General features: G+C 67.1%; 8 protein-coding genes. 1 reads left to right on the top strand and 7 read right to left on the bottom strand.

Annotated features, from left to right (window positions below; genetic code table 11):
- Window positions 1-32: 32 nt before the first annotated feature.
- Complete coding sequence (locus tag FKV24_RS14870; protein ID WP_111266123.1) at window positions 33-611, bottom strand: RNA polymerase sigma factor; 579 nt, start codon at window positions 609-611, stop codon at window positions 33-35.
- Between the two features lie 269 nt (window positions 612-880).
- Here FKV24_RS14870 and FKV24_RS14865 point away from each other — a divergent pair, with 269 nt between their 5' ends.
- Window positions 881-3,823 (top strand): EAL domain-containing protein, encoded by a 2,943-nt coding sequence (locus FKV24_RS14865; RefSeq protein ID WP_249041037.1) that lies wholly within the window; start codon window positions 881-883, stop codon window positions 3,821-3,823.
- Between the two features lie 34 nt (window positions 3,824-3,857).
- Here the strand turns inward: FKV24_RS14865 and rnfB are convergent, their stop codons facing one another.
- The 6 genes from rnfB to FKV24_RS14835 form a co-directional block, all read right to left on the bottom strand.
- Window positions 3,858-4,313, bottom strand: coding sequence for an Rnf electron transport complex subunit RnfB (rnfB, locus tag FKV24_RS14860; RefSeq protein ID WP_141482942.1), 456 nt, complete (start codon window positions 4,311-4,313; stop codon window positions 3,858-3,860).
- 45 nt (window positions 4,314-4,358) lie between these two features.
- Complete coding sequence (gene metG / locus FKV24_RS14855; RefSeq protein ID WP_141482941.1) at window positions 4,359-6,407, bottom strand: methionine--tRNA ligase; 2,049 nt, start codon at window positions 6,405-6,407, stop codon at window positions 4,359-4,361.
- 150 nt (window positions 6,408-6,557) lie between these two features.
- Window positions 6,558-7,025 carry a DUF2147 domain-containing protein gene (locus FKV24_RS14850; RefSeq protein ID WP_141482940.1) on the bottom strand — a complete coding sequence of 156 codons (468 nt, stop codon included), beginning with the start codon at window positions 7,023-7,025 and terminating at the stop codon, window positions 6,558-6,560.
- A 72-nt stretch (window positions 7,026-7,097) separates the two neighbouring features.
- Window positions 7,098-7,934 (bottom strand): hypothetical protein, encoded by an 837-nt coding sequence (locus FKV24_RS14845; RefSeq protein WP_141482939.1) that lies wholly within the window; start codon window positions 7,932-7,934, stop codon window positions 7,098-7,100.
- Window positions 7,935-7,947: 13 nt separating this feature from the next.
- Window positions 7,948-9,909 (bottom strand): S9 family peptidase, encoded by a 1,962-nt coding sequence (locus FKV24_RS14840; RefSeq protein ID WP_141482938.1) that lies wholly within the window; start codon window positions 9,907-9,909, stop codon window positions 7,948-7,950.
- A 132-nt stretch (window positions 9,910-10,041) separates the two neighbouring features.
- Complete coding sequence (locus FKV24_RS14835; RefSeq protein WP_425481651.1) at window positions 10,042-12,762, bottom strand: TonB-dependent receptor plug domain-containing protein; 2,721 nt, start codon at window positions 12,760-12,762, stop codon at window positions 10,042-10,044.
- Between the last annotated feature and the right edge of the window lie 320 nt (window positions 12,763-13,082).

Genomic DNA, 13,082 nt, shown 5'->3' with positions numbered 1-13,082 from the left:
TTCGGGCGTCAGCGGTGGGTGGTCGTGGCGCGTCATTCGTTCAATCTCGCACGCAGCTTGTCCATCGCGTACCGGAGTCGCGATTTGACGGTTTCCCGGCCAACGCCGGTGATCTCGCCGATTTCCTCCAGGCTCAGTTCCTGTTCCAGGCGCAGGCTCACCACCAGGCGCTGTTCGTCCGGCAGCTCCTCGATCGCACGTTGCAGCCGACGTCGCTGCTCGAACTCGGTCAACGTGCGTTCGGGCGTATCGGGGTCGGGTATCCGGGCGGCGCGCTCGTCGCCGTCCTCCGGCGCCGGCGGCCGGTGCTTGAGGCTGCGCCAGTGATCGTTGAGACGATTGTGGGCGATCCGGTACAGCCAGGTGCTGAACGCGGCCTCGGGCTTCCAGCCGGCACGCGCGCCGATCACCCGCTGCCAGACGTCCTGGAACAGCTCGTCGGCCAGCGCGGCGTTGCGCAGCTGGCGCATCAGAAACCGGTACAGCGGCGCGCGGTGGCGCGCGTACAGCTGCTCGAACGCGGCCACGTCGCCGCCGGCCCAGGCCAGCATCAAGGCGGCGTCGTCCGGCTCTGCGGTCTGCAAGGCGGTGGTGTCGATCCCCGAATCCATCCGGCGCAGGTTACGTTCTGCCGTTGCCGACGGGAAGCGTCTGGTGCATTGTGTAGCGGTCGCAGGAGGCGCTGGAGGCGGGAACCAGGCGTCTCCGTGACCGGGGATCGCGAGACTCATGGGTATTCCAACGCCTGGAGGCCCGGTTCGGGGTTGTCCAGGCGATCGGGCTGTCCGGCATTCGGGCGCGGATCACGTGATTTCAATATGGGGCCCTTCCATCCCGGGCCCGGGCGACGGCTGAACGGGCGTACTGGCGGGCGTACTGAATGGGGCTGCAATCCGTGCAATCGATGGGCGATGCCGCCGAGGGGACAGTCCGGGCCTCGCCCTTGCCGGCCGCCGACGCCCTGCTGCGGGTGCTGCGACGCTCGCTGGGGCACGGCGCCGACGTGGCGCTGCGCTGGCAGACCCGCAACGGTGTCGTGGCGGCCGTTGGCGATGGGCCGGAGTCGCCGGCGGGCAATGTCGCCGAACGCCTGCTGGCCAACCAGCCAGGCAACGAGGGCCCGCGCCAGGTCGCCATCGTCTGGACCGCCGCCGACGGCGCGCGGGTTGCGCTCGCGGCGATCCTTTCCGAGCCGATGCCGCAGGTCGAGCGCAACGAATGGCTGGACATGGCCCGTGCGCTGGCCGATGCCTACCTGGTCGCCGAGCGGGCGCAGGCGCGGGTGAAGTCGCTGGAGGATTCCGAGCGCCTGCAGCAGGCGCTGTACGAGATCGCCGACCTGTCCGGCTCGGACATGGACGTGACCGAGATGCTCGAACGCATCCACCAGGTCGTGGCCGGGCTGATGTATGCCGAGAATCTGTACATCGTCCTCTACGACGCGGTGCGCGGGACGGTCCGCTTCCTGTATTTCGCCGACATGCGCGATCCCTACCAGGCCGACCCCGAGCTGGAGATCCACGAGCGCGAACTTCCCAACAGCATGACGATCGCGCTGCTCAAGCAGGGTGAGCCGCTGTTCGGACCCTCGGCAGAGATCCGCCATCGTCTGGGCGTCGCCCGCGATATCGCCCACGGCCCCGACAGCGAGGACTGGCTGGGCGTGCCGATGCGGCGCGACGACCATGTCTGCGGCGCGCTGGTGGTGCAGTCCTACGAGCAGGCCAATGTCTACGGCGACGAGCAGCGCGCCCTGCTGAGCTATGTCGCCCAGCACATCCTGACCGCGCTCGACCGTCGCCAGGCCCGCGATGAGCTGGAACGCCGGGTCGAGGAGCGCACCTATGCGCTGCAGTTGACCAACCGCGACCTGCAGGCGGAGATCGTCGAGCGCCAGCGCGCCGAGCGGCTGCAACGGGCGTTGTTCCGGATCGCCGAGCTGTCGATCACCTCAGGCTCTCTGGAGCGGTTCTACGCGCAGATCCACGACGTCGTCGGCGAGCTGCTGTATGCGCGCAATTTCTATATCGCGATCGTCCGCGACGATGGCGGCACGTTGGAATTTCCGTACTCGGTGGACGAGCGCGATCCGGCCCGGCCGACCCGCAAGCTCGGCGCCGGCCTGACCGAGTTCGTGATCCGGGCCGGCACCGCGATGCTGGCCGACAGCCGCCGCCTGCAAGAGCTGCATGCCTCCGGCGAGGTCAAGCTGCATGGCGCGATCCCGCACTGCTGGCTCGGCGTGCCGCTGCTGCACGAGGGGGCCGTGGTCGGCGTCATCGCGGTGCAGAGCTACTCGCCGGCGATCAACTTCACCCGTCGCGACCAGGAGCTGCTGACCTTCGTCGCCCACCACATCAGCAACGGCCTGGCGCGCAAGCGCGCGCAGGACCGCCTGGTCGCCGCCCACGCCGATCTCGAGCAGCGGGTGCAGGCGCGCACCCAGGAGCTGGCTCAGGCCAATGCCGACCTGCTGGAGCAGATCGGCGAGCGCCTGCGCGCCGAGCAGCGGTTGACCTACCAGGCTCGCCACGACGCGCTGACCGGGCTGCCCAATCGCAGCCAGTTGCTCGAGCGCCTGGGCATGGCGATCAGCCGGGCGCGGCAGTCGGCATCGTCAGCGTCGTTCGCGGTGCTGTTCCTGGACCTGGACCGCTTCAAGCTGGTCAACGACAGCGCCGGCCACACCGCCGGCGATCACCTGCTGGTCGAGGCGGGCCGCCGCATCGTCGCCGCGGTCCGCGAGGACGACATGGTCGCGCGGCTGGGCGGCGACGAGTTCGCGATCGTGGTCGACAACCTGGACGACCGCCCCGATTCCGGGGTCGACAACCTGGCGGTGGTCGAGACCCTGGCCCAGCGCATCCTGACCTTGCTCAGCCAGCCGTGCTGGGTCGCCGGGCGCGAGGTGTTCCCGTCGGCCAGCATCGGCATCGCGTTCTGGAATCCGCGCTACCGCAACGGCGCCGACCTGCTGCGCGACGCCGATGCGGCGATGTATCGCGCCAAGGCGTCCGGTCGCGATCGCTGGGCGGTCTTCGATCAGGCGATGCGCGACCAGGCGGTGCGCATCCTCGATCTGGAGGCCGACCTGCGCCGCGCGATCAACGGCGATGGCTTCATCGCCTTCTATCAGCCGATCGTGCAGCTGCACGATGGCGCGGTGGTCGGCCACGAGGCGCTGCTGCGCTGGCGCCACGAGCGCCGCGGCCTGCTGTTGCCGGGTGAGTTCATCGGACTGGGCGAGGACAGCGGCCTGATCGAGGAGGTCGACTGGGTGATGTACCGGCGGGTGCTGCGGCATCTGGCCGCCGAGCCCGGCGACAGCTACGTGTCGATCAACGTCTCGCCGCGCCACTTCCGCGCGACCGACTTCGCCGACCGTCTGTTGCGGCTGGCCGACGCCGCTGGCGCCGACCCGTCGCGATTGCGCATCGAGATCACCGAGGTGGCCCTGCTCGACGACGCCTCGCGCGCGATCCGCATGCTGCGCACGCTGCGCGATCATGGCGTGCTGGCCCAGCTCGACGATTTCGGCACCGGCTACTCGGCACTGTCGTACCTGCACCGGTTCCCGGTCGAATGCCTGAAGATCGATCGCAGCTTCGTGTCAGGCCTGGATTCGGGAGGCGGTCACGAGGCGGTCGCGGTGGTCCGCGCGATCCAGGCCCTGGCCGGAACCCTGGGCATCTACACCATCGGCGAAGGCATCGAGACCCTGGCGCAGAGCCAGACCCTCAGCGGGCTGGGCTGCACGCGCGGCCAGGGCTATCTGTACGGGCGTCCGGCCGAGACCCCGGTCTACGAGGCGTCGCTGGGCTGAGCGGGGAGCGATCGCGGCCGGTGCGCGAGTGCGCTCATGGACGTTGGCGGATCGGTTCGACCATCTCGATGCAGTCGACCGGGCAGGCCGGAATGCACAGTTCGCAGCCGGTGCACAACGGCTCGATCACCGTGTGCATCAGCTTGCTGGCACCGACGATGGCGTCAACCGGACAGGCCTGGATGCACTTGGTGCAGCCGATGCAGTCGGCTTCAACGATCAGCGCGACCGGGGCGGGGCGGTGGTGCTCGCCGCGACTGCGGTCGTAGCCGCGCGCCGGCACTCCGAGCACGTGCGCCAGCGCGCGCGCGCCGGCATCGCCGCCCGGCGGGCAGCGGTCTGTGTCGGCCTCACCGCGCGCCATCGCCTCGGCATAGGGGCGGCAGCCGTCGAAGCCGCATTGCCGGCACTGGGTCTGCGGCAGGATCCGGTCGAGGCGGTCGATCAGTCCGGGAAGCGGGGCGCGCGGGTGGACGGGAGGCGTCGGCATGGCATCGCGACCCGGTGTCGTTGGATCGGTCCGTTCCGGCGGGTTTCAGCGCACCGGCATGCCGGGCTGCGCGCCGCTGTCGACATCGAGCAGGGCGAGGTCGCCGCCGTCGAAGCCGGCCGACAGGATCATGCCTTCGCTGAGGCCGAAGCGCATCTTGCGCGGCGCGAGGTTGGCGATGAACACCACGTGGCGGCCGACCAGCGCGTCAGGCTCGCCGTAGGAGGCGCGGATGCCGGAGAAGATCTGGCGCTTGCCCAGCTCGCCGGCGTCGAGTTCGAAGCGCAACAGCTTGTCCGAACCCTCGACGAACTCGCAGACCAGCACCTTGCCGATGCGCAGGTCGAGCTTGGCGAAATCGTCGATCTTGATCGTCGCTGGCGCTTCGGCGGCGGGCTGCGCCGCGGGCTTGGCGGGAGCGGTTTCGGGCGCGGGCTTGGCGGCGAGGGTGTCCTTGCTGGCGTCGGTCATTTTCTCGATCAGTTTCGGGTCGATGCGGGTGAACAGGGGCGTGTAGGCGGCGATGGTGTGCCCCAGCAGCGGGTCGCGCACGTCGTCCCAGCCGGTGGCGGGCGCGGCGAGGAAGGCCTCGGCTTCGGCGCTGACCCGCGGCAGCACCGGCTTGAGCGCGGTGTTGAGCACGCGGAACAGGTTCAGCGCCTGGGTGCAGACCGCGTGCAGTTCGGCCTCCATACCGTCCTGCTTGGCCAGCACCCACGGCTTGTGCTCGTCGACGTACTTGTTGGCCTCGTCGGCCAGGGCCATGGTCAGGCGCAGCGCGGTGGCGGCCTCGTTGCGGGCATAGGCCTCGGCGATCGGGCGCAACTGCTCGACGAAGCGCGCGTACATCGCCGGCTCGGGCAGGGCCGCGGCGAGGCGGCTGTCGAAGCGCTTGCCGATGAAGCCGGCGCAGCGGCTGGCGAGGTTGGCGAACTTGCCGACCAGGTCGGAGTTCACCCGGGCCACGAAGTCGGACAGGTTCAGGTCGATGTCGTCGACGCCGCCGCTGGTCTTGGCCGCGTAGTAGTAGCGCAGCGCTTCCGGATCGAGACCGACGTCGAGGTAGGTGCGCGCCATCACGAAGGTGCCGCGCGACTTGGACATCTTGGCGCCGTCCACGGTCAGGTAGCCGTTGACGTGCAGCCGGGTCGGCGCGCGCAGGCCGGCGCCGTGCAGCACCGCCGGCCAGAACAGGCCGTGGAAGTTGACGATGTCCTTGCCGATGAAGTGATGCAGCTCGGCCTTGCTGTCGGGCGACAGGTAGCCGCCGAAATCCAGACCGCGCTGTTCGCACAGCGCCTGGAAGCTGGACAGGTAGCCGATCGGCGCGTCCAGCCACACGTACAGGTACTTGCCGGGATGGTCGGGGATCTCGAAGCCGAAGTAGGGCGCATCGCGGGAGATGTCCCAGGCGCGCAGGCCGCCGTCGGCGTCCAGCCACTCCTGCAGCTTGGCCTTGACCCCGGGCAGGGCGACGTCGCCGGCCATCCATTCGCGCAGGAAGGCCTCGAAGCGGCCGACCTCGAAGAAGAAGTGCTCGGACTCGCGCAGCTCCGGGGTCGCGCCGCTGAGCACCGAGCGCGGCTCCTTGAGGTCGGTCGGCGCGTAGGTCGCGCCGCAGTTCTCGCAGTTGTCGCCGTACTGGTCCGCGGTGCCGCAGTTCGGACAGATGCCCTTGACGTAGCGGTCGGGCAGGAACATGCCCTTCTCGGGGTCGTACAGTTGCGCGACCGAGCGTCGGCCGATGTGGCCGGCGGCGTCGAGCTTGCGGTAGATCGCGTGGACCAGCTCGCGGTTGCGCGGCGAGTTGGTCGAGTCGTAGTGGTCGAAGGCGACCCCGAACGCGGCGAAGTCGCGCTCGTGGCTGGCCTGGATCCCGGCGATGTAGGACTCCGGGGTCATCCCCGCCTTCTCGGCGGCCAGCATGATCGGCGTGCCGTGGGTGTCGTCGGCGCATACGAAGTGCGCGGCGTGCCCGGCCATGCGCTGGGCGCGCGAGAAGATGTCGCCCTGGATGTAGCCGACCAGGTGGCCGAGGTGCAGGTGGCCGTTGGCGTAGGGCAGGGCGCAGGTGACGACGAACTCGCGTGACATGACCGGGGGGCTGGCGAAAGGGCGCAAATTATCGCACGGCATCGCCGGCTCGGCCCGTCCGGGTTGTGACGCCTGGTGCCGCTGGAACGCGCAAGGCCCGGCGAACCGGGCCTTGCGGGAAATCGAACGCGGTCGCTGGGCCGGCTTGACCTACTTGCGGACCCAGGTCTGGGTGCGGCCGAGCAGGGAAAAACCGAGGAAGCCGCGCACCTCCAGCTTGCTGCCGTCGTCGGCCGGGGTCAGCTTGGCCGAATAGATCTTGCCGCTGGCGGGGTCGAGGATCTGGCCGTCCTCCCAGATTTCGCCGTCCCGGCGCAGGCCCCACAGGATCACCATGCCCTTGACCGGCTTGTCCTTGCGCTCGCCCGAGCACTTGTCGCAGACCGGGTTGGGGCCGCGATCGGACTGCAGGATCTCGCTTACCCGGCCGGCCAGGGTGCCGTCGGCCGCCTCGTAGATCTCGACCACCGACTTGGGCCTGCCGGTCTTGTCGTCGATCGTGGTCCAGTTGCCGACCGGCGACGACGGCGCGGTCTGGGCGAGGCCGGCGAACGAGGCCGCAGCCAGGGGCGCGGCGAGGAGCAGTGCGGTGAGTGGGGCAAGCAGTTTGGTGCGCATGTTTCCTCCCGGACTAGTGGCCGTACGCCCAAACCCGGGCGTACGGTTGAGCCTTTATAGCGCATCTGTCCATTACGGCCCAGATGCCGCTTGCCCGGGTTGGGGAGGTTGCGTGCCCAGTCCCGACTCGTCGGCGTCCGGCGTCGTCGGCTCCTGCGCATCGGTCTCCGGAGCGGCCTTGGGAATGCGCGAAGGCAGCGGCTCGGGCTCGTCGACCTTCTCGACCTCGCCGACGTCCACCCGTCCGATCATCGGCCTGGCCCAGATCGCGTCGTGCCAGGCCATGTATTTCTCCGGATCCCAGAAGCGATCGTCGTGGAGCTTGGAGCCGTCGATCGGTTGATAGCCGCCAGGTCCCGGCACGAAGATCTGCAGCGAGCCGACGAACCCGGTCCGACTGCCGGTGATGTTCTTGCGCTCGCGGCGCAGCACGGTGGCGAGACGGGGCTGGGCTGCGGCATCGCCATACTTCGCGTAGACCGCTTGGCCCTGCTCCAGGGCGCGGGCACGCTCGGCCTCGTCCAGCGCATTCCAGTAGCGCTCGCGCAGGCCCAGGAAGCCCAGGTAGCCGCGCTCGGCCGCCAGATCCATCCAGGCATAGGCGAGCGCGCGATCCTGGGCCACGCCCTCGCCCTTCCAGAGCATCTCGGCGACCATGCCCTGCGAGGGCTTGTCGGCGTAGAACGCGGATCTTTGGAAGAACCGGAACGCGTCCTCGAAGCGTTGCTCGCGATAGCGCTCCAGCCCCAACAGGCGGTAGCGCAGATCGGGGTGCGCGGAGAGGAAGCCCGCCGAAATCATCAGCGGATCGGCGGTGGGGTCGGGCGGAGGCCCATCCTGGGCCTGCGCAAGGGAAGCCGCGCCGACAAGCAGCAGCGCGGCGGTGACGATTCTGATCGAGCGCTTCATGACGGATTCCGTGTCACTGCGCCTGACCCGTGCCGATGTGGCGGTCGAAGAACGCCAGCATCTTGGTGTAGAGGTTGAGGTTGTTCTCTTCCTTGTAGAAGCCGTGCATCTCGCCGGACTGGATCAGGGTCTCGACCGGCGGGTTGCCCGCCTCGACCAGCGCGTCGCGCATCTCCTCGGTCTGCTCCGGCGGTGCGCGCTCGTCGCGTGCACCGGCCACCAGCAGCACCGGGATGCCGACCTTGTCCGCCTGGAAGGTCGGCGAGGTGGCGCGAAGCTCCTCCGAATCCGTGCCCAGGGTGCGGCGCAGGAAGCGCTGGCCCGATTCGCGCTGCGGGATGTCGCCCTTGTCGAACATCATCGGCATGTCGTAAACGCCCACGTAACCCACCGCGCATTTGAACATGCCCTGCGCCCGGATCGGCGCCATCAGCGAAGAGTAGCCACCAAAGCTGCCGCCGTAGATGCAGATCCTGTCGGAGTCCGCGTGGCCCTCGTCGATCGCCCAGCGGGTAGCGTCGATGATGTCGTTCTGGATGCCCTGCGCCCACTGGCGGTGGCCGGCATCCTGGAATGCCTTGCCGTAGCCGCCCGAGCCACGGTAGTTCACCTGCAGCACCAGATAGCCGCGATTGGCGAACAGCTGCGCCTCGGAGTTGAAGCCCCATCTGTCGCGCGGGCCGATCGGGCCGCCGTGCGGATTGACGATCATCGGCAGGTCCTTGCCGTCCGAGCCGTGCGGAATGGTCAGGTAGCCGTAGACGGTGCGATTGTCGCGGGTGGTGAAGCTGAACGGCTTCACCGAGGCCATCTTGTCCTTGTCCAGCCACCTGCGGCCCTGCAGCAGGAAGCGCGCGCTGCCGGCCTCGCGATCGTAGAGATACAGCTCGCCCGGATTGCTGTCGCTGTACACCGAGACGATGATCTTGTTGCCGTCCTCGGTATGGCTGGAAAAATCGACCATCTGGCCCGGGAAGGAGGCCGCCAGGGATTGGTAGAGGCGAGCGTCAGGATGGCTGCTGTCGACCATGTGCACGTTGGGCGCGCCGGCCTCGGTCACCACCGCGATCAGCTTCTCGTTGTCGGTCGACCAGATCAGCTCCGAGATGTCGGCGACCGGATCCTGGAACAAAGCATGGAATTCGCCGGTGTCTGTGTCCAGGGTGCCGATGGCCGCCGGCGCCTTGCCGTCGCTCTGGGTCGCGTACACGGTCCCGCTGGGAGTGGAGCCAACGATCGAGGTGTAGGTGCCGTCGGTCTTGGATGCGCTCACCAACGACCAGTTGCCGCCGTCGGCGCGGCTGTAGAGCTCGGTGCGCTCGTCGTACTCGCCGTCCTCGCCCTTGCTGGAGAAGCAGACGGCAAAGTTCGGTTCCTTGGCCGCGTCGAGGGTGATGTTGCAGTTCTCCTTGGGAGCCCGCGCCAGCGACTTGCGGCGGCCGCTGACGGTGTCCATCAGCACGACCTCGGTACCGGCGCCTTCGGACGAGCGCGGATAGTTCACTTCCATGGCGACGTTCACATCGTCGTCCTTGAGTGTATCGAGCAGGGAGAAGGTCTCCGAGCCCACCGTCTTGCCGCGCTGCGTGGCGTCGCGGGTTCCATAGAAGATCAGCGGCCGCGGCTGCGATCCGTCCGCGTTCACCGCGAACCACTCGCCGGTGCCGAACGGCTGCTCGAACCGGCCCACCTTGCGCACGGCGTTGAACAACAGGCGCTCGGGGCTGGTCCAGTAAAAGCTGCCGACGCTCTTCTTGTCGGGAAGCTGGTTGACCTTGACGATGCTCATATCGGAGGTGCGCAGCACGGTGAGCACGTCCTGCTCGCCCCGGTCGACGGTCATCGCCAGGTACTCACCGGTCGGCGAGATCTTGGCGGAGCTGTATGTCGGATGCTTGACGAAGGACTCGACCGGAATCGGCGCTTCGGCAAGGGCGGGAGCGGAGAACGCGGCGGCGACGGTGGCCAAGGACATCAACAAGAGCTTGTTCAAGATTTACCCCCTGAATATGCAATATGCGCTATCGATCGCGCGTAGAAGACCGGCTTCGCCTGGCCCGAAATGAGGAAGTCCGGCCGGGGCCGGACTTCCTCGTACTGACTCAACTCAGTTGAACTTGTAGTTGAACGTCGCGTACACCTCGCGCCCGATCGGGCTGTAGGCACGCCAGAAGAACGGGTAGCTGTTGAAGCTGTCGTCCCTCGGATGGGTCTTGTCGAGGATGTTGTTGACCGCGAAGCCGATGGTGGCCTTGTCGGTGATCTTCTTCTGGACCACGCCGTTCCAGATGATGTACGGCGCGATGCGGCCGGTCTCTTCCCAGTTCGGCAGCGAACCCCAACGGTAACCGTTGATGTTGACCATCCAGTCGTCACGCTCCCAATTCACTTCCCAGTTCACGCGGCTGCGGAAGTTGAAGAACTGCTTGTGGTCGCGGATGTTGCGGATCTCGTCGCCCGGGAACTCCTGCTCCTCCAGCTTCAGCACGTGGGTCCAGGACAGGTTGAAGTTGAACAGGCCCATCCGGTCGGTGTCGAGACGGTAGCGCCAGCGCGCATCGATACCGTTGGTCTTCAGCATTGCTTGGTTGAACGGAAACGACTTGTAGACGTCGATCTCATCGTCATTGACTGGGTCGACGCCGACGCGGTGGACCAGCCCCTTGAAGAACTCGCAGGGCGCCGAGTTGGTGTCGACCGGATTGCCGTCGCGGTCGGTGCCCAGACGGCAGGCCGCCTCTTCACGCATCAGGTAGGAGGTGGAGATATCGCTGACCGCGCCTTCAAGCTTGATGTCGTAGTAGTCGACGCTGACCGACATGCCGTCCATGATGTCCCAGACGACGCCGACGGTGTAGGACTCGCCCTCTTCCTCTTCCAGTTCGGTGCTGCCGCGACGCCGGCCTTCGACGGAGTAAACGTAGTCTGCGGTGGTGCATGGACCGCCCGCTTCGGTCGGGTCGAAACCGTCGCGGCGGCAGCGGTACTCGTCGAGCACGGTGGTGAAGAAGCCGGACTCGTTCGCGAACACGTAGTGCATGTCAGGCGCACGGAAGCTGGTCGCGTAGTTGCCGCGCAGCAGCAGGCTGCTGACCGGGCGGTATTCCAGGCCGGCAGACCAGGTGAAGGCGTCGTCGACGTTGGTGACGTCGTCGTACTTGTCGTAACGGCCGGCCAGGTTCATCTTCAGGGTGTCGTGCAGCGGCACGCTGAGCTCCAGACCGGCCGCGTAACGCTTGCGCTCGCCGCCACCGCCGGTGCCGGTCAGGTTGTAGATCGGCTCCGGACCGGTGTAGCCGGGCTCGATGCGCGGATCGGGACGCAGGTCGTACTTCTGCGATGCGGCTTCGATCGTGCCGGCGATGCCGACCGCACCGGCGGGCATGTCGAAGAGGTCGCCGGAGAACACGAACGAACCCTGCGAGACTTCCGACTCGGCCGAAGTCTTGACCTGGGTCAGCATCGATTGGAACGTTTCCGGATCCAACGGGTTGAAGTAGCGGTCCATGTTCAGCTCGTACACCGGGTAGGCGCCGAAGTACGGATCCATGCCGGGCAGCCGCTCGCCGAGGAAGTAGTCGGAGACGTTGTTGGCCAGCAGGCGCGGCTGGCTGATGTCGATCTTGTACTTGGCATGCGACAGCGTCGCATCCCAGTCGAAGCGACCGTTGAACATCGTGCCCCGCAATCCACCGGCGATGTCGAAGGAGCGCTCGTCGATCTCGGTCTGCTGGCCATCGATGCCACCAGTCTCGGAGGCGCTGAAGATGCGCTGGCCATCGAGGATGGTGTCGAGGTTCGGGTCGTAGAACAGCGATGCCTGCCAGAACTGGGTCGCCGAGGCGATCTTCGCATCGGCGCTGGCGGCGCTGAGCTGCGCGAATGCCTGCATGCCGTTGTCGAAGTCGTAGGTGCCGTAGAGGTAGGCGCTCAGGTTCTCGTCGGAGTTGCGGATCTGCTGGGTGGCCGGATAGCCGAAGTAGCCGCAGGTGCCGCGGGCTTCGAGTTCGAAGTCCTGGAAACGGCCGCAGATCGACGCTGCGTCCTCGCCGTTGGGATAGATGTAGGAACCCACTCCCGTGCCGATAAAGCGGTCGCGCAGGCGCAGGCCGATCGCCGCGGTGGCGTCTTCCGGATCGACCGACGGGTCGTCGCGGTAGGAGTCCATGAAGTCGCGCTGGGAGGCGAAGATCTCCTCGCGGTTCAGATATTCGAAGGCGTAGGTCAGGCTCCAGGCGTCGCCCAGCTTGCCGCCGACCCACTGCAGGCGCAGGCTGTCGCCGCCGCCACGGGTGGTGGTGCCGCCACGGACGCTGATCTGGTCGCCGTCGTAGTTGCTCTTCATGATGATGTTGACCACGCCCGCGACGGCGTCGGAGCCGTAGATCGCGGAAGCGCCGCCGGACAGGACTTCGATACGCTCGATCGCCGCGGCCGGGATGTTGGCCAGGTTCACGGCGTTGGACTGGCTGTTGTAGGGCAGCGGGTAGTCGGCGGTGCGGCGGCCGTTGACCAGGACCAGCTGATACCCGGGGCCGAGGCCGCGCAGGTTGAGGAAGCTGGCGTTCGGCGTGAAGCCGTTCTGGTTGAGCTCGTTCTGGACCGAGCCGGTGAACTGGGTCAGCGTGTTCAACGCGTCATAGACGGTCGAGAACCCCTGCTGCTCGATGTCCTCCGCAGTGATGACGGTGACCGGCACCGGACCTTCGATCTCGGCACGCTTGATGCGCGAGCCGGTCACGATCACCTTGTCGATATCGGTTGCCTGCGCGTCCTGAGCCTCCGCGCCATCCTGAGCGAATGCGCCGGTGGTGACCGGAACGACCATTGCGGCAAACAAAGCAGCACTCAAGCGGCTGCGCTGCAGCCGACGACTCTTCACTACCATTGTGATCCCCTAAGACAATTGTTTTGACTTCTGGCGTTCCCTGCCGTGCTTTATTCGACTCATCAGCTCCGTGATGAGCTCCCTTGACGAGCTCTGGCGAGCCCCCTCCTGCACCAAAACTTAACATGCTGTTAATGTCGCTGCCACATTTTCATGGCGACTCACTTTGCCTGTTCTGCTCTTTCGCAAGGGCCTCCGATTGCCGGTCGCGTGGGACAGCTCGCTCGTCGCCGCCTCTCCCCTGCAGGACGAAACCCCGG

The sequence above is a fragment of the Marilutibacter maris genome (assembly GCF_006546735.2).
Lineage (GTDB): Bacteria > Pseudomonadota > Gammaproteobacteria > Xanthomonadales > Xanthomonadaceae > Marilutibacter > Marilutibacter maris.
This window is presented reverse-complemented; position numbering and strand designations above follow the sequence as displayed.

Excerpts from the sequence above, each read along its gene's own strand:
- FKV24_RS14870 (WP_111266123.1), bottom strand. The coding sequence starts at position 611 with ATGGATTCGGGGATCGACACCACCGCCTTGCAGACCGCAGAGCCGGAC.
- FKV24_RS14865 (WP_249041037.1), top strand. The coding sequence starts at position 881 with ATGGGGCTGCAATCCGTGCAATCGATGGGCGATGCCGCCGAGGGGACA.
- rnfB (WP_141482942.1), bottom strand. The coding sequence starts at position 4,313 with ATGCCGACGCCTCCCGTCCACCCGCGCGCCCCGCTTCCCGGACTGATC.
- metG (WP_141482941.1), bottom strand. The coding sequence starts at position 6,407 with ATGTCACGCGAGTTCGTCGTCACCTGCGCCCTGCCCTACGCCAACGGC.
- FKV24_RS14850 (WP_141482940.1), bottom strand. The coding sequence starts at position 7,025 with ATGCGCACCAAACTGCTTGCCCCACTCACCGCACTGCTCCTCGCCGCG.
- FKV24_RS14845 (WP_141482939.1), bottom strand. The coding sequence starts at position 7,934 with ATGAAGCGCTCGATCAGAATCGTCACCGCCGCGCTGCTGCTTGTCGGC.
- FKV24_RS14840 (WP_141482938.1), bottom strand. The coding sequence starts at position 9,909 with ATGTCCTTGGCCACCGTCGCCGCCGCGTTCTCCGCTCCCGCCCTTGCC.
- FKV24_RS14835 (WP_425481651.1), bottom strand. The coding sequence starts at position 12,762 with ATGGTCGTTCCGGTCACCACCGGCGCATTCGCTCAGGATGGCGCGGAG.